Annotated in this window: 23 protein-coding genes, 1 tRNA gene and 2 pseudogenes; 5 read left to right on the plus strand and 21 right to left on the minus strand. The window is 71.4% G+C overall.

Features of this window, described 5'->3' with window-relative positions:
* Window positions 1-189 precede the first annotated feature (189 nt).
* The 18 genes from ABZ234_RS29430 to ABZ234_RS29515 all read right to left on the minus strand — a co-directional run bounded on the left by ABZ234_RS29430 (window position 190) and on the right by ABZ234_RS29515 (window position 14,726).
* Window positions 190-825 carry a histidine phosphatase family protein gene (locus ABZ234_RS29430; protein WP_355014172.1) on the minus strand — a complete coding sequence of 212 codons (636 nt, stop codon included), beginning with the start codon at window positions 823-825 and terminating at the stop codon, window positions 190-192.
* On the minus strand, window positions 822-1,976 hold the full coding sequence (locus ABZ234_RS29435) for an ABC transporter ATP-binding protein (RefSeq protein WP_355014173.1): 1,155 nt from the start codon (window positions 1,974-1,976) through the stop codon (window positions 822-824). The genes ABZ234_RS29430 and ABZ234_RS29435 overlap by 4 nt, the downstream gene beginning before the upstream one ends.
* Window positions 1,973-3,751, minus strand: a complete 1,779-nt coding sequence (locus ABZ234_RS29440; protein ID WP_355014174.1) for an iron ABC transporter permease — start codon at window positions 3,749-3,751, stop codon at window positions 1,973-1,975. The genes ABZ234_RS29435 and ABZ234_RS29440 overlap by 4 nt, the downstream gene beginning before the upstream one ends.
* 158 nt (window positions 3,752-3,909) lie before the next feature.
* Window positions 3,910-5,076, minus strand: coding sequence for an extracellular solute-binding protein (locus ABZ234_RS29445; protein ID WP_355014175.1), 1,167 nt, complete (start codon window positions 5,074-5,076; stop codon window positions 3,910-3,912).
* Between the two features lie 78 nt (window positions 5,077-5,154).
* Window positions 5,155-5,982: a MurR/RpiR family transcriptional regulator gene (locus tag ABZ234_RS29450; protein WP_267948530.1), complete on the minus strand. Its 828-nt coding sequence runs from the start codon at window positions 5,980-5,982 to the stop codon at window positions 5,155-5,157.
* 354 nt (window positions 5,983-6,336) lie between these two features.
* Window positions 6,337-6,795 (minus strand): gas vesicle protein K, encoded by a 459-nt coding sequence (locus ABZ234_RS29455; RefSeq protein WP_355014176.1) that lies wholly within the window; start codon window positions 6,793-6,795, stop codon window positions 6,337-6,339.
* Between the two features lie 27 nt (window positions 6,796-6,822).
* Window positions 6,823-7,050, minus strand: a complete 228-nt coding sequence (locus ABZ234_RS29460; RefSeq protein ID WP_330159211.1) for a gas vesicle protein — start codon at window positions 7,048-7,050, stop codon at window positions 6,823-6,825.
* A 74-nt stretch (window positions 7,051-7,124) separates the two neighbouring features.
* On the minus strand, window positions 7,125-7,916 hold the full coding sequence (locus ABZ234_RS29465; protein ID WP_355014177.1) for a GvpL/GvpF family gas vesicle protein: 792 nt from the start codon (window positions 7,914-7,916) through the stop codon (window positions 7,125-7,127).
* Window positions 7,903-8,361: a gas vesicle protein gene (locus tag ABZ234_RS29470; protein ID WP_355014178.1), complete on the minus strand. Its 459-nt coding sequence runs from the start codon at window positions 8,359-8,361 to the stop codon at window positions 7,903-7,905. Before ABZ234_RS29470 ends, ABZ234_RS29465 begins: the two co-directional genes overlap by 14 nt.
* Before the next feature lie 106 nt (window positions 8,362-8,467).
* The gene (locus ABZ234_RS29475) at window positions 8,468-9,691 is read right to left on the minus strand and encodes an SRPBCC family protein (RefSeq protein WP_355014179.1); all 1,224 of its coding nucleotides are present in this window, start codon (window positions 9,689-9,691) and stop codon (window positions 8,468-8,470) included.
* On the minus strand, window positions 9,678-10,271 hold the full coding sequence (locus tag ABZ234_RS29480) for a hypothetical protein (RefSeq protein ID WP_355014180.1): 594 nt from the start codon (window positions 10,269-10,271) through the stop codon (window positions 9,678-9,680). Before ABZ234_RS29480 ends, ABZ234_RS29475 begins: the two co-directional genes overlap by 14 nt.
* Before the next feature lie 21 nt (window positions 10,272-10,292).
* Window positions 10,293-10,541: a gas vesicle protein GvpG gene (locus ABZ234_RS29485; RefSeq protein ID WP_355014181.1), complete on the minus strand. Its 249-nt coding sequence runs from the start codon at window positions 10,539-10,541 to the stop codon at window positions 10,293-10,295.
* 41 nt (window positions 10,542-10,582) lie between these two features.
* Window positions 10,583-11,314 carry a GvpL/GvpF family gas vesicle protein gene (locus ABZ234_RS29490; protein WP_355014182.1) on the minus strand — a complete coding sequence of 244 codons (732 nt, stop codon included), beginning with the start codon at window positions 11,312-11,314 and terminating at the stop codon, window positions 10,583-10,585.
* Complete coding sequence (locus ABZ234_RS29495) at window positions 11,311-11,718, minus strand: gas vesicle structural protein GvpA (protein WP_344096631.1); 408 nt, start codon at window positions 11,716-11,718, stop codon at window positions 11,311-11,313. The genes ABZ234_RS29490 and ABZ234_RS29495 overlap by 4 nt, the downstream gene beginning before the upstream one ends.
* Window positions 11,719-11,799: 81 nt before the next feature.
* Window positions 11,800-12,108, minus strand: a complete 309-nt coding sequence (locus tag ABZ234_RS29500; RefSeq protein WP_267948540.1) for a gas vesicle protein — start codon at window positions 12,106-12,108, stop codon at window positions 11,800-11,802.
* Between the two features lie 199 nt (window positions 12,109-12,307).
* Window positions 12,308-13,207: an aminoglycoside phosphotransferase family protein gene (locus tag ABZ234_RS29505; protein ID WP_355014183.1), complete on the minus strand. Its 900-nt coding sequence runs from the start codon at window positions 13,205-13,207 to the stop codon at window positions 12,308-12,310.
* A 219-nt stretch (window positions 13,208-13,426) separates the two neighbouring features.
* Window positions 13,427-13,636: a hypothetical protein gene (locus ABZ234_RS29510; protein ID WP_267948542.1), complete on the minus strand. Its 210-nt coding sequence runs from the start codon at window positions 13,634-13,636 to the stop codon at window positions 13,427-13,429.
* A 388-nt stretch (window positions 13,637-14,024) separates the two neighbouring features.
* Window positions 14,025-14,726, minus strand: a complete 702-nt coding sequence (locus tag ABZ234_RS29515) for an AAA family ATPase (RefSeq protein ID WP_355014184.1) — start codon at window positions 14,724-14,726, stop codon at window positions 14,025-14,027.
* A gap of 564 nt (window positions 14,727-15,290) precedes the next feature.
* On the opposite strand from ABZ234_RS29515, the gene ABZ234_RS29520 reads away from it, so the two are divergent.
* Window positions 15,291-16,733 (plus strand): hypothetical protein, encoded by a 1,443-nt coding sequence (locus ABZ234_RS29520; RefSeq protein WP_355014185.1) that lies wholly within the window; start codon window positions 15,291-15,293, stop codon window positions 16,731-16,733.
* Window positions 16,734-16,799: 66 nt separating this feature from the next.
* Window positions 16,800-17,129: pseudogene (locus ABZ234_RS29525) on the plus strand (site-specific integrase); the annotation flags it as partial.
* A gap of 428 nt (window positions 17,130-17,557) precedes the next feature.
* Here the strand turns inward: ABZ234_RS29525 and ABZ234_RS29530 are convergent.
* Window positions 17,558-17,731, minus strand: coding sequence for a hypothetical protein (locus tag ABZ234_RS29530; RefSeq protein ID WP_355014186.1), 174 nt, complete (start codon window positions 17,729-17,731; stop codon window positions 17,558-17,560).
* A gap of 81 nt (window positions 17,732-17,812) precedes the next feature.
* Here ABZ234_RS29530 and ABZ234_RS29535 point away from each other — a divergent pair, with 81 nt between their 5' ends.
* Complete coding sequence (locus ABZ234_RS29535) at window positions 17,813-18,418, plus strand: hypothetical protein (RefSeq protein WP_355014187.1); 606 nt, start codon at window positions 17,813-17,815, stop codon at window positions 18,416-18,418.
* Entirely contained in the window at window positions 18,384-18,902 is a 519-nt protein-coding gene (locus tag ABZ234_RS29540; RefSeq protein WP_355014188.1) for a hypothetical protein, read from the plus strand. The genes ABZ234_RS29535 and ABZ234_RS29540 overlap by 35 nt, the downstream gene beginning before the upstream one ends.
* On the opposite strand, the gene ABZ234_RS29545 is transcribed toward ABZ234_RS29540, so the two are convergent.
* A complete protein-coding gene (locus ABZ234_RS29545; RefSeq protein ID WP_355014189.1) occupies window positions 18,830-19,204 on the minus strand; it encodes a transposase in 375 nt (124 codons plus the stop codon). The genes ABZ234_RS29540 and ABZ234_RS29545 overlap by 73 nt on opposite strands.
* Window positions 19,205-19,260: 56 nt before the next feature.
* On the opposite strand from ABZ234_RS29545, the pseudogene ABZ234_RS29550 reads away from it, so the two are divergent.
* A pseudogene (locus ABZ234_RS29550) lies at window positions 19,261-19,490 on the plus strand (site-specific integrase); the annotation flags it as partial.
* A 258-nt stretch (window positions 19,491-19,748) separates the two neighbouring features.
* On the opposite strand, the gene ABZ234_RS29555 reads toward ABZ234_RS29550, so the two are convergent.
* Window positions 19,749-19,824 (minus strand) — tRNA-Arg (locus ABZ234_RS29555).
* Between the last annotated feature and the right edge of the window lie 82 nt (window positions 19,825-19,906).

Genomic DNA, 19,906 nt, shown 5'->3' on the forward strand with positions numbered 1-19,906 from the left:
CCCGTACAGGTCGGGCGGCCCTGCCCGTCGGGGAGCGGGTGGGGGTGTGCGCGGGGCGCGGGGGCGGGGCCGGCCCGGCGGGGCCGACACCGCCGGCGGCGGCCGTGCCGTCGGGGCCGCGCGCCCCTGGGGCGCGGACCGGAGGCCGCCCCGACGGGGGGCTCCCGACCGGTCCCCGTCCCGCGGCCGTCAGTCCGGCGGGTCCAGCGGCGACATCGCCGGCGAGTAGTTGAACAGCCGGAGCCTGGCCGCCCCCGGTTCGAGGAGGGACGCGGCCCCGGGGTCGACGTCGACGATGCTGAGGCTGGCCGGGTGGCTCGGGACCGTGCGGGCGGGGTCGAGCCCGACGGCGGCCGTCAGGAAGGCCCGCGCCGGCCCGCCGTGGGTGACCGCCATGAGCAGCTCGTGCCCGCCGTCCGCGGCCCGCCGCACGGCGGCGTCGAGCCCGGCGACCACCCGGGCGGTCAGCTCGCCGAAGCTCTCGGCCCCCGGCGGGTGGAACCGCCCCGCGCGCCACGCGGCGTACACGCCGCCGTCCTCCGCCCTGACCTCCGCCGAGTAGCGCCCCTCCCAGCCGGCCAGGTACGCCTCGTTCAACCGGGGGTCGCGCGCGTCCGGACGGACGCCGAGCACCTCTGCGGTCTCCCGCGTGCGGCGCAGGCCCGAGGTGACGACGTACCCGGGGGCCAAGTACCCGACCGTCTCCGCCAGGGCGGAGACCTGCCGCCGTCCGGCCTCGGACAGCCCGACGTCCCGCTGCCCCTGGAGGCGGCGCTCCTCGTTCCACGCGGTCTCGCCGTGGCGGACCAGGAGAAGCCGCATCATCCGGACACCTCGGCGTCCAGGAGCTCACCGGAGGCGTCGAAGTACGCGTCCGGCGCCGACGGCAGGCGCACGCCGAGCGCGTCGCCGGGCAGCAGCCCGACCGGTGTGTCGCGGGAGACGTGCATCCGCGTCCCGTCGGGGAGGTCGACGCCGATGACCCACCTGTCGGCCATCGGCACCTGGTCGGCGAACGTCGCCTCCACACACCCCGGTTCCGACGCGTCGGCGGCGATCCCGACCGAACCGGCCCGGTACATCGCCCTGACGGTCCCGCCCCCGGACGGGGGCGGGGCGGCGCCGCAGTCGACGCCGAACGCCAGCAGCCTCCCCCCGTGGACCCGGCACTCGACGATGTTGGCCGGGGGAGTGCCGATGAACGTGGCGGCGAACGCCGTGCGCGGCGACTCCAGCAGTTCCCGCGGCGTGCCGAACTGCTCGATCCGGCCGTCCTTCATGAGCGCGATGTGCGTGGCCATGGTCATCGCCTCGACCTGGTCGTGGGTGACGTAGACGCTCGTGGCGCCGCTGGAGCGGTGGACGCGCATGAGCTCCCCGCGGGTCTCGACCCGCAGCCTCGCGTCGAGGTTGGACAGCGGTTCGTCGAAGAGCAGCACCTCGGGCTGCGGCGCGATCATGCGGGCGATCGCCACGCGCTGCTGCTGCCCGCCGCTGATCTCCCCCGGGTACCGGTCGGCGAGGTCGGAGATCGCCAGCATCGACAGCACCCGGTCGCCCCGGGAGCGGCGCTCCTCCTTCGGCCACCTCGCGACGGTCAGCGGCCACTCGATGTTCTGCCGCACCGTCTTGTGCGGCCACAGCGCGTAGGACTGGAAGACCAGCCCGGCCCCCCGCTCGGCGGGCGCCACGAGCGCGGTGCCGTCGCCCCGGGCGATGACGCGGTCCCCGAACCGGATCTCGCCGCCGGTGGGGTTCTCCAGCCCCGCGAGCATCCGCAGGGTCGTCGTCTTCCCGCAGCCGGACGGGCCGAGGAGGACGAGGAAGGAGCCCGCCGGGACGTCGACCGAGATGCCGTCGACGGCCGCGGTGCCGCCGAAGTCCTTCCGGAGGTCGGTGATGGTCAGGGAGGCCGAAGACGCCTCGGAGCGCATGCCGGTCCTTTCCGCCCGATCGGTGCCGATCGTGGAGGTCATGAGTTCGAGTTCCAGGGCTGGGCGGCGCCCTCGAAGCGCCGCGCGATGATGGTCGCCGCAACCGATATCACCGCGATGACGACGGTGACCGCGTTGGCCGACTGCGTGAAGTTCTCCGACGAGTACTGGTAGGTGAGGACGGCCAGGACGGGCATCGCGGGGGTCGCCAGCAGCACGACGAGGGAGAGGTCGCGCACCATCTGGACGAACACGAGCACCCCTCCCGTGAACAGGCCGCGCGCCGTCAGCGGAGCGATGACGGAGCCGATCCTGCGGAACAGCCCCGCCCCCGCCATCACCGCCGACTCCTCGACGTCCTTGGACACCTGGCCCAGCGCCGAGGTGCCCGACCGGACCGCGAACGGGATCGTCGCCGCGATCCCGGCCAGCACGAGGATCGCGAACGTCCCGTACAGGCTCGGGATCGGACCGATGGGCGCACCGAACTGCGCGATGAACGCGGCGCCCAGCGCGATGCCGGGGATGAGGAACGGCACGAACGAGAGGACGCCCATGGTCCCCGTCAGCCACCTCGGCCCGCCGGAGCGGGTGATGACGTAGGAGACGAGCAGGCCGAGGACGCCCGCGCAGACCGCGACGCACACCCCGAGGAGCACGGTGTTCCAGGTGGCCTGGAGGATCTGCGGGTTGTTCAGGATGCCCCGCTGCCCCTGGGCGAGGGCGGGGTCGGAACCGCCGATCCAGTAGTGGAGGGTCAGCCCCGACGAGAAGTCGTTGGTGCGCAGGGTCAGCGAGCTGAACACGAGCACCAGGCCGGGGACGACGGTGGTGCAGGTGACCAGCAGCCACGCGACCGCGGCCACCGGCCGCGCCCACGGCCCCAGGTCGACGCCCCGGCGGCGGCCGCCCTTGCCGGTGATCGTCGCGAAACTGCGCCTGCCGCCGGTGATCCTCGTCGAGGCGTACATGATCATCGCGGCCACGAGGATGAGCACGATGGACAGCACGTATCCGCGTGAGACGTCGCCCGTGGAGATCGCCCCGTACAGGCGGGTCGAGAGCGTGTGGAACCGGACGGGCAGGCCGAGGAGCGCGGGTGTGACGAAGTTGGAGACGCCCTCGGCGAAGGCGAGCAGGGCGCCCGAGACCATCGCCGGGGCCACGACGGGCAGCGCGATGTCGCGGGCCACGCGCATCGTCGGGGCGCCCGTCAGCTCCGCGGCCTCCATGAGGTCGCCGTTGACGCTCGCCAGGGCGGCGGCCACGAGCATGAACGACAGCGAGAAGTAGTGGGCCGTCAGGGTCGCGGCGATCGGCACCGGCCCCCAGGCCAGCCAGTCGGGGACGGGGATCCCCAGGTTCATGAGGATGCCGGTGGAACCGCCGATCAGGTCGTTGCGGAAGACCGACTCCCACGCCAGTGCCAGGGCGAAGCTCGGCAGGGCGAACGGGATCGTCGCCAGGAGGCCGAGGATCCCGCGCCCCGGGAGCCGGGTCATCACGACCACCCAGGCGAGGAAGCCGCCGATCACCGTGGAGCCGGCGGCGGTGGCGACCCCCATGAGGACCGAGTTGCCCATCGGCCTCCACAGGAGGTTCTCCGACATCGGGCTGGCGAAGACGTCCGTCCACGCCTCGCGGTTGCCGGCCGTCAGGGTCGTGTTGACCAGCCCGAGGAGCGGCGCGACCACGAGGACGGCGAGGACGAGCAGGGTGCCGGCTCCCAGTACGGCGGTCGGCTGCCCGAGGGCGGTCCGCGCACGTGCCACCGTGCTGCCGACCGTCGTGCGGCGGGGGGCGGGTGCCCTCTTCATGGTGTCCTCTCTCCGGGACGGGGGACCTGTCCCGGGGCGTGTTCTGCGGTGACGTGCAGCGGTGAGGGCGCTCGCGGTGCGCGCCCGCGGACGTGTCCCGCGGACGCTCCCGGCCGGCCCGGCGCTCGCGAGGCCCGGAACGGTCCGCGGAACGCGGCCTACAGGGTCAGCAGGAAGTCGGCCACGTCGTCGCGGATCTGCGCCGTCTCCTCGGGGGAGATGTCCCAGGCGCCGAGCTCGTCGAGGGAGACCGCGCCCCCGGGGGCCGCCATGTCGGTGCGCACCGGGTAGTCGCCGGGGACGTAGAAGGGGTCGAAGGCGGGGCCGCCCGTCTCCGAGTCGTCGCCCATGAGGAAGTCCGCGACCAGCCGGGCGGCGGCCGGGCTGTCGGAGTCGCGCACCATGCCGATGTAGGCCGGGAAGGTGATCCCCGGCGAGGGCGCGGTCCCCAGGGAGGCCTGGAGCGCCCACCCCTCCTCCTCGTTGTCCCGGCGGTCGGAGTACGAGGTGAAGCCGACCGGCGGGTCGTCCTGGCCCGCCGCGCCCACCGCCGCGTTGACGTTGTCGGTGTCGTCGACCAGGACCAGCCCGTTGCCGTACAGGTCCTTGACGAACTGCTGACCGGCGTTCTCGACGCCGTCGTCGAGGACGACCTCGGTCCCGAAGTGGTCCAGGTGCGCCTGCGCCATCGCCTCGGACTGCCGCACGATCTCGGCCACGAGGTCGAGGTAGTCCCCGCGGACCGCGGGGTCGACCATGACGACCCTGCCGTTCCACTCCTCCTCGGTCAGCTGCCACAGGTTCCCGACCGGGGAGCCGTCGGGATGGGCCTCCTCGTTGTACATGAGGACCTTGGTCGAGAGGCGGTTGGCCAGCAGCGGCTGACGGTACTCCTCGGGAACGGTCTCCCCGACCCGCGGCGGGACGTAGTTCTGGAGGATGCCGCCCGCGACGAGCTCGGTGATGACGACCGGGGCGTCGGAGATGTAGGCGACGTCGGCCGACGGGGTGCCGGCCTGCGACTCGGACCGCAGCCGGGTGATCTGCTCGGAGGAGGAGATGTCGTGGCCGATCAGGTCGATGCCGGGGTACTCCGCCTCGAACGCCTCCTCGACCGAGGCGATGCGCGAGGTGAAGGAGTAGACGGTGACCTCGCCCTCCTCGGTGGCCAGTTCGACGAGTTCCTCGTGGGTGGCGTCGTCGAGTTCGTGGGGGTCCGCGCCCCCGTCGGCGGCGGGGGTCTGGGGGGCGCCGCCGCCGCAGGCGGCGAGGGAGACGGCGAGGGGGAGGGCGACGGAGGCGGAGAGCATTCTCGAAAAGCGCATGACAGGTCCTTTGTGTCAGTTCTCGCGCAGGTGGGGGAGGGGGCGGGCACGGACGCCGGGGGACTGCGGCCGGTGGCGTCAGCCGAAGTCCGTGAGCAGGCCGTCCAGCCGGTCGAGGGCGGGGAGGATGACGTCGGGGTGCCGCTGGGCGACGGTGAGCACGATGGCGTTGGCGATCATCATCGGGACGCTCAGGGAGGAGAAGCCCTCCTGGTGTCCGCGCGGGGCGGACAGGACGGTGGTCGGGGCGGGGTCGAGGGTGTGGAGGGTGTCCGTGATCAGGACGGAGCGGGCGCCCACGGCGGAGGCCCGGGCGTAGAGGTCCGTGAGGTTGCGCGGGGCGCGGCGGAAGGCGAAGGACACGACGACGTCGGACTCCGACATCGCCAGCACCCGTTCGGCGACCTCGCGCCCGGGGCCGACGAGGTTGACCGAGTGCATCCCGAACCGCCGCAGCCGTCCGTCGAGGAGCTCGGCCAGGATCCCCGCGTTGCCCCGTGCGAAGAGGTGGACCACGCGCGCGCCGACCAGGAGGTCGGCGACCTCGTCGATCTGCGACTGGTCCACGTGCCTTCCGACGGCCGCCAGCGATTCGAGCTCGGTGGCCAGGAGCGTGTCCAGGACGCGGCCCTCTCCCCGGAGCTCCGCGCGGAACCGGTCGCCGGCGCCGTTGAGGTGGGCCTCGCGGTCCTCCCGCAGGTCGTCCCGCAGCTCCAGGTACCCCTGGTACCCCAGGCGCTGCGCCAGGCGGGTGGCGGCGGCGGGGTGCACCCCCGCGCGCTGGGCGACGTCCCCGCCCCGCCACAGCGGGGCCTCCGCCGGGTGGGCCAGGAGTTCGTCGAGGAGGACGCGGTCCGACCTGGTCAGCCGGTCGCGGTACTCGTTCACACGCTCGTGGAAGTTCACGACAGTGACGCTACAGCAATTTTAATTGCGCAAGTAGATCGTTCTGCAATTTAAGTTGCGGTTCATGGGGTCTTCACCCCCAGGTCGGACGGGCGCCCGGTCCCGCGGAGGAGGGGCCTCTGCCAGGCCCGATGCGTCCGCGACCCCGGACAGGAGGGGCCGCCCTCCGGACGGCGGGGGCACGGGACTCCCGTGCAGACGGCGCGCCGCCCCGCCCGATCGGGTTCCACGGGGGGGGCGGCGCGGTGGGAGGGGCCCCGGGGCCCGGCGGTCGCGGTCCCGGGGGACGGTCCCGGGGGACGGTCCCGGGGCGTGTCCGCGGGCGCCTGCGGCGGGCCCCGGGGCGGTCGGCGGTCAGCCGTCTCCGCCGGGGAGCAGGGATCCCAGCGGCCCCAGGTCGAGGTTGAGGTCGGCGGCGGACAGGCCGTAGCGCTCGCGCAGCTCGGTCATCCGCTCGTCGAGCAGCATCAGGGTCATGCCGATGCGCTCCTCCTGCTCCTCGGTGAGGTCGCCCTGGTCCACCCGGCGCAGGGCCTGCCGCTCCATGAGCTGGCGCACCAGCTCCACCACCGTGAGCACCAGTTTGATCAGGTCGCGTTCCACCGTGTCGGGTTCGGTCTCGATCCTGTGGCGCAGCCTCTGCTGCTCCGTCCGCGGCCCGGAGGCGGCATCCCCGCCCCGCGCCGTGCCGTCCAGCGCGTTCCGGAGCTCGCCCAGGAGGTCGCGCCCCCCACCGGCTTCGGAGGCCCCGTCCAGGTCGCGGACGACCGCCCCCGCCGTGTGCTGCCGGGAGTCCCCGGTCCCTCCTGCCATGCTCTCCCCCTTCGGTGAGGTCGGGTGTCAGTCCTGACGGATCCATCCGGCCAGGGGATGGCCGTGCTCCCACGGCGAGGGCACGTCCTCGTTGATGGAGGACACCAGCGCACGCAGGGACACCCGGACCAGGTCGACGTCGGCGATGGAGACGGTCAGGTCCCCCGTGATCACCACCCCCTTGGCCAGGACGCGGTCGAGCAGGTCGACCAGGGAGATCTCGCGGTTGGCCAGGGGGTGGTCCTCGTCCAGCATGCGCGTGAGCGAGTAGGGGCCCGGGGCGGAGCCGGACGCGGACCCGTCACGGGCGTCCGGGCCCTCCGCCGGGCTCATACGCCCACCCCCGGGGAGGCGAAGGAGTAGGGCGCCCACGGCCCGGAGACCTCGACCCGCGTACCCGCCGACGCCCGGGAGTCCAGCTCGCGCACCGTGTCGAGGAAGGCCTCCACACGGGCGTCCTCCACCAGGTAGGCGGTGTTCATGACGTTCTCGCCGGGGGCCTCCGAGAGCGCCGAGTCCTGGGGCCGGTGGTGCTCGCGGGCCCGGGACAGCGCTCCCAGCGCCTCGTCGGCCTCCTCGCACAGCCGCGCGGCCCGCTGCCAGGCGTCGTCGCGGCTCTCGCGCTGCTGCCTGCGCCTGCGGAGGTAGGCCTTGCCCGGGCTCTCGCCCGGAGGCGCCGCCTCGGCCCGCGGCGCGTCCTCGGGACGGCGCGCGCCGGTCTCCGCGTAGACCTTGACCCCCAGCTCGACGCAGCCCTCCAGCCGCCGCAGGACGGCGTCGAAGGACGCGTGCTCCTCCCGGAGCACCTGGCGCACGCGTCCGTCCCCGCGGTAGACCGTCGCCAGCCTCAGCGGCACGGCCACGGTCCGGCGGGCGGTCCTGTCGACGACGCCGTGGTGCGCCCTGGCCACCGCCTCCAACCAGCGCAGGTCCTCGAGGTTGGCCTGGAGGGCCGCCTCGTCGAACTCGTCCAGGGGGACGGCGCTGACCACGGCGGCGAGGTCGCCCTCGGCCACGAGGTGCACCGGATGCCCCCCGACCCCGGTCGCCCCGTCGAGCGCACCGACCCCGGGGGGACGGCACACGGCGTAGACGTAGCTCGCGTACTCAGCCCTGTCCATGCTCCTCCTCGCCGTCGGCCCCGGCCCCGGAGGCCCCGCCTCCCCGCGCGGCGGCGCCGGCCGCGTCCTCGGGGGAGGCGTCCGCCCGCCCGTCCGCGGCGACCTGGGGCGCCCGTCCCTCCTCCAGCGCGGCGATGCGCTCGCGCAGGAGCCGGTTCTCCTCCTCCAGCTCCTCGTCCCCCCGTTTCATCGCGCGTGAGGACAGCGCGGGGTCGTGCTCCCACCAGTCGATGCCCATCTCCTTGGCCTTGTCCACCGAGGCGACGAGGAGTCGGAGCTTGACGGTGAGGAGCTCGATGTCGAGGAGGTTGATCTTGATGTCGCCGGCGATGACCACGCCCTTGTCGAGCACGCGCTCCAGGACGTCGGCGAGGTTGGCGGACGAGGAGCCTCCGGAGGAGCGGATCTGCCGGGGCTCGCCGCGCCACGGTGTCGGTTCACTCACGGGTCCCCCCTTCCTCCGCGCCGGGCCGGGGCGCACGGGTGCGGGTCACGGGCACGCCCCTGTCGGCTTCGGCGCCCCGGCCCCCGGCCCTGCGGTGCCGCCCGGCTCAGGAGCGCCCGTCGGCGCGGGGCTCGTCCTCGTCGACGTACTCCTCGTCGTCGTCCAGGTCCTGTTCGTCCGCCTCATCAGAATCCTCGTCCGCAGGCTCTTCATCAACGGGCTCCTCGTCCTCGGGCTCTTCGTCCTCCGGCTCCTCGTCGAGGAGTTCCTCGTCGGTCTCCTCCGGGTCCTCCTCCAGCTCCTCCGACTCCTCGTCCCGGGGCTCGTCCCCGTCGGACGGACCGTCGTCGGGGTCGTCCCCGTGCGGGGGGCCGGGGTCCAGCTCCGCGAGCCGCTCCCGCTCCTCCGGGTCCAGCTCCGCGAGTTCGGCGGCCTCGTCCTCGTCCAGCCGCGCCAGCTCCTCCCACTGCTCCTCGGAGAGGCCGGCCTCCTCGAGCTCCAGGGCGTCCTCGTGGGAGAGGACGACCTCGCCCTCGCGCACCTCCCCGCGCCAGCCCTGCATCTCCTCCGCCTCGGACAGGGCCATCATCATGACCTGGCGCCGATAGTGCTTGAGGTCCAGCCGAAGGCGTCGGCCCTGGGCCCTCCAGAGGTTGCCGGTGCGCTCGAAGAGGCCCTTGGGGTAGTACTCCACCACCAGCAGGACCCGTGTGAGGTTCTCCCCCAGGGGGTGGAAGGTCACCGCCCCCTTCATGGTGCCCTTGGCGGCCTCCGTCGACCAGGCGATCCGGTGGTCCTGCACCTGCTCGGTGACGGCGGCCTTCCAGCTCCGGCTCGACCAGAAGACCTTGCCCTTCCAGTGCGAGGTGGTGTCGCCGGTCTTCTCCACGCTCTGCACGCCCTCGGCGAAGGAGCCGAAGTCGGGGAAGCGGGTCCACTGGTTGTAGGCCACACGCACGGGGACGCCGACGTCGATGTCCTCGACGATGTTGACGCTCTTCGAGGGCCTGCCGCCCCCGCCCCCCTTGCCGAAGGCCTTCCTGGCCTTGTTCTTGAGGCCCTTGGCCCCGCCGGTGACCACGGCCTTGGCCGGGCCCTTGCCCTGGACGAGCTTGCGGCCGACCTCGCCCACCACGGGGGCGCCCGCGACACCCTCGCCGGACAACCGCTCGACCGTGCTGCCGAGCTTGCGGGCGGCGCCGGTCACCACACTGCTCGCCTTGGCGCCGACGTAGTCCTGGACCGCGTCGGCGAGCTTGGAGGTGCCCTCGTTCCTGTCGGCGGCGGAGCGCAGGCGGGCCAGGGGGCCCTCGGACTCAGCCACGCCCATCACCGTCCTCCTCGCCGCCCTTGCGTGCCGGGCGCTTGCGCTGGGCGGCCTTGCGCGTACCGCTGCCCGCCTTCCCGGCGGCGCCCGCCGCGGCCCGCCCCGGCGCCGTCTTCCTCACCTTGGCCTTTCGCCCGCCCTTGTCGGGGGAGGACCCCTCGGAGTCCTTCTCGGAGGAGGGCGCGCCGGTGTCCTCGTCGTCCTCGCGGGCCCCGCCGTCGTCCTCGGACCGCTCCGACCCGCCGGTGACGGTGTCCGCCGCGCCCTTCCCGGCGCCGGACCGGAGGCTCTCGGTCCGTTCGTTGAGGGAGTCGGCCAGGGACCCCGCCCACTTGCCGGCCAGATTGCCCGCGGCGGCCTTGCCCACGTCGAGCAGCTGCTCCCGCGACTGGTTCCTCAGCTCGCCCACCAGAGGCAGGGAGGAGACCTCCTTCAGCAGGCCCTGGGCGAGCATCTGGGGCTTGATGTCGAGTTTCTTCGCGCCGAGGTAGAGGCCGAGCCCCAGGGCGAGCTTCAGCTTCTTCTTCCGGCCGAGGATGTAACCGCCTACGGCGGCGGCCACGATTTTCGCCGTGTCACTCACGGGTTCACACCTCAATGTCGTCTATCGGAGACCCTGGTACCTCTCGGCTTCCTCCAGCTCGTCCAGCAGCTCGTCCTCGAGCCTGTCGAACTCGTCCGCGGACAGCTCGCCCCGGTCGAACCGCTCTGACAGTTCGGCCAGGCTCTGCCGGATCCGCGAAGGGTCGTACACCTCCCGCTCGGCGGCCTCCAGGACCTGGCGCGCCGTCCAGTCCGCGAACCGGACCGGAGCGACGGCGGGAGCGGTGAGGATCGTGCGGAGAAGGCCCATGTGCCCTCCTCTCGTTCGGACCGGGGCGGTCGTGCCCCGGTTCAGCGCGGCGGAGCCGTCACGAAGCTGTAGGGGGGAAGCGGGCCGTTGACCCGGATCTCCAGGAGGGTCCCCCACTTCTGCTGGAGCTCACCCGCGACGCGGAGGAGGTCCTCGGTCCGGTCCTGCCGGACCAGGAGCGAGACGTTGGCCAGGCAGCCGCCCACGAGGGGGCCCATGGCCACGCGCTCGGCGTGCTCGGCCAGGGGCCGGGTGACGGCCTCGGCGTCGCGCTGCCTCAGGGCCTCCAGGGCCTGGGAGACCTGCTCGCCGAACTCCATCTGCTCGGCGGGCGTGCCGCCGCCCGAGGCGCGCAGGGCCTCGTTCCTGGCCCGGAGCGACTCGTCTTCGAGGAGCACCAGCCGCAGCGCCGCCTCCTCGATGTGCGTGGCCTTGACGTTGAACTCCACCCGCTCGGCCAGCCGGGCGAGCAGCTCGGAGTAGTGGTCGGCCCCGCGGTCGAGCTCGGCCGCGACCGCCTCGTCGTCCGCGCTCACCGCGCCGAAGCGCAGTGGCAGGACGCCGTGCCCCTGGGCCAGGGTCTGGAGCACGTCCTGGTGGGCCGTCAGGTCGCGCCGCTTGGCGCGGAGCCCCTCGGGTGCGTCGCTCGCCGCCGCGGCCAGGCCGCCGGCGCGGACGAAGCGCAGGGGGGCGGGGCTCTCGCCGACCCCGGTGAGCTTCAGGCGGTCGAGCGACTCGTCGTCGCGGACGATGCCGTAGACGTACGTGCTCATTCGTCCTCCTTCTTGGCGGAGGCGCGGCGGCGGGAGCGGGCCGGGGCCTTCTCCTCGCCCCTCTCGTCGTCCTGCCCCTTGGAGAAGGACTCGGAGATGGCCTCGGCGGCGCCGGAGAGCGCGCCCTTGGACTTGCTGCGCGCGCCCTTCTCCATGCCGCCGTTCACCAGGTCGGGGAGTCCGGCTCCGCCGCTGCTGGTCAGGTCCAGGCGGTTGCACGCCTCGGCGAAGCGCAGGTAGGTGTCGACGCTCGCGATCACGATACGGACGTCGACGGTGAGAAGTTCGATGCCCACGAGCGAGACCCTCGCGAACACGTCGACCACCAGCCCCTTGTCGAGGATGAGTTCCAGGACCTCGTAGAGGTTGCCGGAACTCCGGCCCCCGCCGGAGGACTGCTGCATCACGGTCATCGGAATCGTGCTCCTTTTCGTCAGTGAAGAACCGAAGGGCAGATACTCCTGTCCAGTGCGCAGAAAATGGGGTCATGTCCCGTCGGAACGGCCTCGCGTGTAGCGTTTCACGCGCCGGTAGCCCTGGATTTCACCGTCCGAGTCGAGTTCCACGGAATAGGTGGCCAGCATGCTCACCGTGTCCGGGACGCGTCGTAACTCGAGTGTCTCCAGGTTCAGGCTCCATCCTTCGCCGTCCCGCTCGAAACTGGAAACGCTCTCGACTTCGATCCCGGTGATCTCCTCGAACTGTTCCCGGGCCTCCCGCAAGCGTTCCATCATTGATTTTCTGCCTGGGGAGCGAGGCGGGGGACGGCCTTCGCTTCCATTGTCTTGGCTCATGGATCTCCTGTCCAATGGCCATTGTCCGAATTCGTTCTTCCTGCCCTCAGGACTAACCACTACCACGAAAAATCCAGGCAAAACGTCCCGCTGGTCAGAGGCGGGGGAGAAGGGCGTGTTCCACCAGGCAGGGGGCGCGGAGCCGGTTTCGGGAGGCACCGCCGGGAGACGGGGTGAGGGCCGGTCCGGCCCGGCACGCTCACCGGGTCGCGCCGGTGATCCGTTCCAGGGTCCGCCGCCCCGTGCGGCTCATGGCCGGATTGCTGTACCGGTAGTACCAGACCAGCCCCATCGCCTGCTGGAAGGCCCAGGCCCGGCCTCGCTCCCACTCCTGGTCGCCGCTGTCCAGGGCCTCCCTGAACGCGTGCCTCGGCCCTTCGTCGAGCAGGTGCCAGGCACAGACCAGGTCCAGTGCCGGGTCCGCAGGCCCCAGGCCGCCGACGTCGAGGACCCCGGCCAGGCGCCCGTCCCGTACCAGCAGGTTGCCGGGGATCAGGTCGCCGTGGCACATGAGGTCGGGCTCCCCGCCCCGGGGCAGCTCCCGCATCCCCTCCCAGAGCCCGCGCAGCCGCGGTACGTCCAGCAACCCCTCGCTGCGCTCCAGGCACGTGCGCATCCACGTGTCGTGGTCGGCGATCCGGCCGCCGCGACCCGCTCCCCGGAACGTCCGGCCGTGTGTGTCCACGGCCCTCACCCCTCGGACGAACTCGGCCAGGTCCAGGGCGAACCCCGTGCTCCCGCCCGGGTCGAGCCGGTCGGCCGGGGTCCCCGGCAGCCAGGTCTGCACCGCCCACGGCAGCGGGTACCCCTCCCGCGGCCCCCCGATCGCCACGGGCCCGGGGGTGGCGAACCGTGTGCGCCCGAACAGCTCGCGTGCGGCCGCGGCCTCCGCCCGCAGGCGGCGGCCGACCTCCCCGGGGTCACCCGGCCGCAGCGGGAAGCGCACCGAGAACCCCTCGCCCAGGCGGAACACGGTGTTGTCCGTGCCCCCGGGGAGCACGGGCGCGAGCGGCAGCCCGGCCCACTCCGGGAACTCGGCGGCGACGATGCGGGCAGCCGCCTCCGCGGACACCGCGACCTGGCCCTCGTGCATGTCCATCGACCCAGTCTGGCCGCCCCCCGCCCGGCGGCGCACCCCGTTTTCCGGCAGGTCCGACCGTCCCGCGGATGTCCTCCTGGGCCGCTCCGCCGTCCGCCGAACGCCGGAACCCCCGGTGGGTTCGACGAGCCGACCGGGGACACAGGACGCACCCCGGACCTCGGCCCGGCCGGGCGCCCGGCCCTGCCTGTTCACAGGGGGCCGGGGGCGGCGGACGCCTCAGGCGCGGTCGTGCTGCTCCGACCGCCGGTGCGCCTTCCACGCCCGGTGGAGTCCGCGCCGGCGCTCGTACTCCTTCTTCGCCCGGTGCTGCGGATCGGTTTCGAGGGTCTGGGACGCCGGGCCCATGACGTGCAGGAGCGCGTAGTTGATACGGAACCCCGTCCTGTACAGCAACGAGAACGAGTCCTTCCCACGCGGCTTGTCCATGGCCGTCCACCTCACCGTTCGCCGGGATCGCGGACGTACGCCGCGAGAGTGCAGTCGAGCAGGGAACCCATCGCCGTGAAATCCGCGGCCTTCCCCGCTCAGCAGCGTATCCGCCCGGTTTTCACCCTCCCGGGCGGCCCGGCCTCCACGGGGCCTCGCCCCGGGCCCGGCGCCTGGCACAGGGACGACATCTCCCGGACTGCGGTGCGGCGGTGTCCCACCGGCGCTCGCGCCCGGCGCCGACCCGAAGGCGGTCTCGGCCGGGCCGGGCCGGGCCGTGTGACGACGCCTTCGCCCGGGACGCCCGCCGGACGTGGCCGCGGCCCCGGCCACCGCCGCGCTGCCGGGCGGATCCCCGGACCGGAGCGGGTTCGACCGACCGGTGCCACTAGATATCGGACATCACGAGTTCCAGCTCGCCGGGGGGCGACTCCCTCGCGGTGTACAGGGGACCACGGATATCCGCGCAGGGACCGAAACGGATCCAGGCCAGCTCCTGCGCCCGGCGCCGGTCGAGTGCGAGCAGACTGCGCACGCCCGGCGCGAACGCCGCCGGCCTGCGCCGGGTGGCCGCGCGCAGCCGTCGCCAGCGCCGCGAATGCGCCCGGTGGCTGCGCTCGGTCACCCGCCGCCCCCGGGCGTCCTGCCCGTGCCGGGCCTCCTGCGGGGTGGCGTCGATCATCACCACGTGCATCTCGTACCGGCGGAGCCGGCAGAGCAGGGCGAGCAGCACGCGGACCGGGGTGCGGGTCCCGCACTCGTGCAGCACCACCGGGCCGCCGCGCAGCGCCGCGGCCACCCGGACCAGGTGCAGTACGTGCACCACCCAGCGCCACAGCGGGTAGGGGATCCGGCCGAGCAGCGGTCCCAGCCGGTACCGCGACTGCAGCGAGTCGATCACCCGCACACCCTCCGCGGTGAGCACGGTCCGCTCCTCCTTCTCGCGGAGTCCGAACAGCCGCCGCAGCAGGGTGCTCTTCCCGGCCCCGGGCACCCCGGAGACCAGGACCAGCGATCGCCGGGGGTAGACCATGCCGCGCACCGTCGCGTCATTCACCGCGGGCACGTACCGCGCCAGCCCTTGGAACATCTTCGGCAGCTCCTCCGACCTTCGCGCCGGTGAGGTGCGGCCCTGCAGTGGCCGCGTCACCGATGTCATTGACGCTACCGGGCATCGACGGCTCCGGAAAATGCAGGACACTCCAAGCCGATACCGGGGAGCACCCCAGGAGCACCACAGGGCCTACGGTCCCAGAGGAGGGTGTGGATTCACCGGTCCTGGCCTGCGGTTTCCTCGTGGCCGGGGTGCGTTGACCCTCGGATCACAGGTTTCCTGGGAACCGCCTCGATTCGTGGATTCTCTATGCCGGTTCTGCGGCTCTTGTCTGTCCATGCGTGGAAGATCAACAGATCCGCCCTTGCACCTGAGAGCGAAATAGGCCACTCTTGCCGTCATGATCACGCAGATCTCATGGAAGGGCGGCCTCCGCCCGGGCCTTTGAGCCCCTCCGAGTGGACCCTCGGCGCTCCTGCTGACGGACGATCCACTTTTCTTCAACACGTCACCTCTCTTTTCGCCGAGCACGGCGAACCTCCCTGGCCGGACGACGGCTACCCGTTTCCCGACGATCCGCCCGACTGGGCCAACAACGTGATGCACAGCGTTGTCCTCGACGGGATCCGCACCCACCACTTCGGGACCAACGCGGATACGGAACGGGCCGACACCCTGGCCGAGGTCGTCTCCCGGACCGTCGAGGGACCTCCTGACGTCGCTGCCGCGCAGCTCTTCCACGACGCGCTCGCCGACACCGACGCCCTGACGGTCGTGGACCATCTCCTCGAACCACTTGCCGCACGCAAGGTGTCCCGTCGCCGTACACGGGTCCTCGCCCGGTGGACGGTCGAGCACGGCACCCACCGCAACGCGATCAAGATCGCGCTCGCGCTGCTGGGACTGTGCGGAGACGAACGCGAACGAGACCTCTTCCTCCTACTCGGATCGCTGGACGAGTTCACCCTCTACGCGGCCGTCGCGTTGCGGCGTGCCGTACCCGACCCCGAACCGGACCTGTTCCGTCTCGCCCGGCGGGCCACGGGGTGGGGCCGCATCCACGCGGTGAAGCGGCTGGAGGGCACCACCGACCCCGCCGTACGCGCATGGCTGCTGCGTGAGGGGTTCCGCAACGGTGTCATGAACGAGTACCTCGCCCACTTCGCCGCGGTGAACGGCGGGCTGGTGGAGGCCCTTGCCGGCGACGGGCCCCAAGGGGACGTGGACGACGCACTGCTCGACGGCGCGGGCGGCATCCTCAGCGCCATGGCCCTGTCCGAGGGCGGCCCGGCCGAAGGACTGGCCGACTACCCGGACGCACTGGCCGCGTTGGAGCGCTACGCCGAACTGATCGATACCGCGCCCGCCACCCTGGGGCGCCTCACCGGCCTGGCTGTCATCCGCGACCACTTGCGCGCCGGGCCCGAGGGACTGGCGCACCCGGCCGACAAGGTCGCCGAACTCGGCCGACGGTTCGCCCGCGTACTGGAGCGTCCCGCATGGGAAGCGCAGGTCCGTGCGGGTCTGGCCGACCCGCAGGCAAGGGATTTCGCCGTTGCGCTGGGGGCGGCCGACCGCCTGGGGATGAAACCGTTCGACGATGTCCTACGGCGTCTGCACATCGCACCACAGGACTCCTTCGCCTGGCACTGGGCCTTCCGATGGGTCGCCCCCGAGCGTGTGAACGAGCTCGTGGGACTCGCCGGGGCCCTCTTGCCGATGGACGAGTTGTCGACAGGACCGTCCGAGGCGTCGTCGGTAGGACCCGGGTACGAGAACGACCGTGCCTTGGAAAGTGTCCTGCGGGGTTTGATCCGGGCTCCGGGATCGGGTTGGGCGCTCATCCGCGCCGGCCTGCGCAATCGCTGCATCGGGGCCCGCTCGGCAGCGATCGCCGCTCTGGAAGCGTGGCCGGACGGGTCCTTGCCGACGGAGGCGACATCCGTGCTCCGCTCGGCCGAGACCGAGGAACCGCACACCGAGACCAGGGAAAGAATGTCAGCGCTTCTGGGACGAATGGATCCTGGTTCCGGGAAGGCCTGACGTCTGGATGACAGCGGCCCGGATCCGCGTTCGCCGCGGATCCGGGCCGTGCTGTTCGCCTGTCCGAGCGACGGGCACATCGACATCCGCGCCCAGGTGGTGCAGCTGTCCTGGGAGACGATCACCTCGACCCCCAAGAGCGCGGCCGGTCAGCGCACGATCACCCTGGACGCCGACACGTTGCACGGGCTGCGCCACGGGGCCGCCTCGATGGCGCTCGCCGCCGGCACCGACGTGAAGGTGGTCTCGGTCGAACTGGGCCACTCCACTACCCACTTCACCCAGGACACTTACCAGACGGTGTTCCCGGACGTGGCCAAGGCCGCGGCCGAGGCCACCGCCGCGTTGCTGCGCGGTACCCCGGCCCGGGGCGGTGGGCTGGTGCCGGTGCGGTAGCCGGTACCGGGGAGCACACCAGGAGCCGCACGGCACCGACGACCCCAGGGCAGCGCAAGGGTTCACACCCGCTGGCCTGGGGTTTCCTCACTCCAAGGGTCGTTCGACCATCGGATCAAAGGTTCGATGGTCCGTTTGGTCCGAAGAAATGTCAATCCGCCATTTTTGAAAAGTCCCTTCGTTGCTTCTCGAACGAGCAGGCCAGGGGCTGAGCGCGGGAGTCTCTCGTGCAGTGGCTCAGGGGGAAGTCGGGTCGCTTTTCGTGTTCCCCTGAAACATGAGTTCAGGAGAGGTTGGCGGCCTCTCTGCCATCAGTGGTTCTGTCTTCGACCCCGATCTGAGCCTTCATCGGAATCAGCGTCGGCACGGACTTGACCCCGACGCGACGTCATGGTTTGAGCTTGTCCTGTGAAATGGATCGTCTTCTTCTACCTGACTTCTTTCGGCACCTCGTTGCTGGGCAACTCGATCACCGCGATCGCTCTGCCCCTGGTGGTGCTGTTCACCACCGGCAGTCCGTCGAGCGCGGGTGTCGTGGCGATCGCCGCTGCGGTGCCCGCGGCCCTCGCGGGGATCCTGGTCTCGGCTTTCGAGCCGGTCACGGTGCTATGGATCACCTCCGGCCTGGCAACGGTCGCGGCCCTGATCACACGGAGCCCTCCACAAAACGGCCCGCGAGGTCCATGTTCCACGGTCTGGGGGTCATCGTTCGGTCACCATTGCTGCGCGGACTGGTCCTGCTGGGAATGGCCCTGGCCATCGTGCTGGCCGCGACGCAGGGCATGGTGATTCCGTTCCACTTCGCTTTCCAGGATGAGCCCCAGTTCGTTGGATTCGTGCTCAGCGCCCTCACGGCCGGCCTATTGGTCGGCGGCGGAAGCTTCGCGGCTCTGGGTCATCGAATCCCGCATCGTGTTTGGTTCATCACCGGCCTCGTTCTCGTCGCGGCGGGCTTCTCCGTCATCGGCGTTCTCGGCCCGGTGTGGTCGATCTTCGCCGGAGCAGTGATCGTCGGCCTCGGTGGCGGCTCGATGAACGCCGTCATCGGGCTCGCGTTCATCGAGAACGTCGACGACTCCCAACGTGGCACAGTTTTCACCATTGCGATCAAGTCGCCGTTCGCCGATTCGTTTCCAACGCATATAAGGATATTAATTAATGGGAATTTACGAAAACTTCCGAGCCGTCCTCCGCGAGAACTGGAGGGACTACCTCCTGGTCAATGCTGCCGTCTACGGTACCCTCGCTGCGACAATGATCGTGACCCCTTTCGTTCCCGGGTTGTATGAGTGGGGGCTCAAGAACATCGAAGGTTTCCTCGAGGCGCCGGGCGCTTCCATGGTCGTCGATGCTTATGAGAGCGGCGACATCGTGACAACAACGCTGTTGACGTTCCTTGCGAACCTCCTGTTCGCCGCTCTGCTGACGACGACCCTGCCTTCGCTCGTGATCCCCTTCTTCGGTGTGGCCGCGACGGTATGGCGTGCCGTATATATCGGTATCCCGTTCTCCCCTACGTCGCCTGAAGAGGCGATCGCGGTCATCGCCAGTTCCCCTGTTCTCGTGATCGAGTTCCAGGCCTATGTTCTGGCGATGCTGGGGTCCGTCATCCTTTGGAAGTCGACCTTCGGTTACCGGCGGCGTGAGCTCCCGTCGGCTTGGGCTGGGTACCGAGCTGGCATCAGGGACAATATCCGTCTCTACCCGGGCATCCTGGTTGTGCTCTTTGGTATCGCGCTGGTCGAGGCCATCACGTACAACCTCCTGTACTGAACAGAACACCAACCTCGGGAACCGATGCCGCGCCTCGGGAGCCCGGTGGGCGCGTGAACAGGTGGAGGAAGAGGGCCGGCGCGCGGCCGTGGGTCGGTGGTGGTGCCGGGCCGGTGGCCGGCGTCGACCTCAGCCTGGGCGACCCAGTTGCGCAGCGTTTCGCGGTTGGCGCCGAGCTGGTCGGCGGTACGGGCGATGGCTCCGTCGCGGGTGGCCGCGTGCCTGCGAGCTTCCACTGTCATTCGGATCGCTCGTTCGCGCAGCTCAGGCGGATACTTCCTCGGTGCTGGCATGTCTCTCATCCTTCCCAGGGTTGAGAGCCTCCATCACATCCGGAACAAGACACCTCCAGGGCAAGGGGTTGCCGCCGACCACGTTGCACGGGCTGCGCCACGGGGCTCCTCGCTCGCGTTGGCGGCGGGGGCGGGGTCGGACGTGAAGGCGGTCTCGGGCGAACTCAGCTACGCGATCGTCCATTTCATGCAGGACACGTACCAGTCGGTCCAGTCGGTGTTTCCGGATGTGGTGAAAGCGACCGCGCTGTTGTTGTGCGGAATGGCGCCCATGTCGGGGCGTGTGGGCGGCTGACACGCCGGACGGTCTCCGGGGTAGGGGTGTGGGACGTTGGGGCGCATGCGGCGTTGCGGGGCCGTGTCCGCCCGGGGCATGTTCCCGGCGGGGCACGGGTGGGCCCGTGGGGGCACGAAACGGCAAAGTGCTCCGCGAGGTCCCCGCCCACCTGCACTCACCTTGTACCGGGGAGCACACACGGAGCACACATGGCCCCCGAACACGACGAGGACCCCTCTCGAGGTCCTCGAACACCCCGTATGACCTGGGGTTTTGTGGCGCACCCGGCAGGATTCGAACCTGCGGCCATCGGATTAGAAGTCCGGTGCTCTATCCACTGAGCTACGGGTGCTCGATTCAATTGTCGCCCGCCAGGGCAGGTCGAGACCACGTTGTGACCCGTGGTTCCGGTGGGATGCTGCGCGCCGGGGCGG

It is taken from the genome of Nocardiopsis sp. NPDC006198, assembly GCF_040613895.1.
GTDB lineage: Bacteria > Actinomycetota > Actinomycetes > Streptosporangiales > Streptosporangiaceae > Nocardiopsis > Nocardiopsis tropica.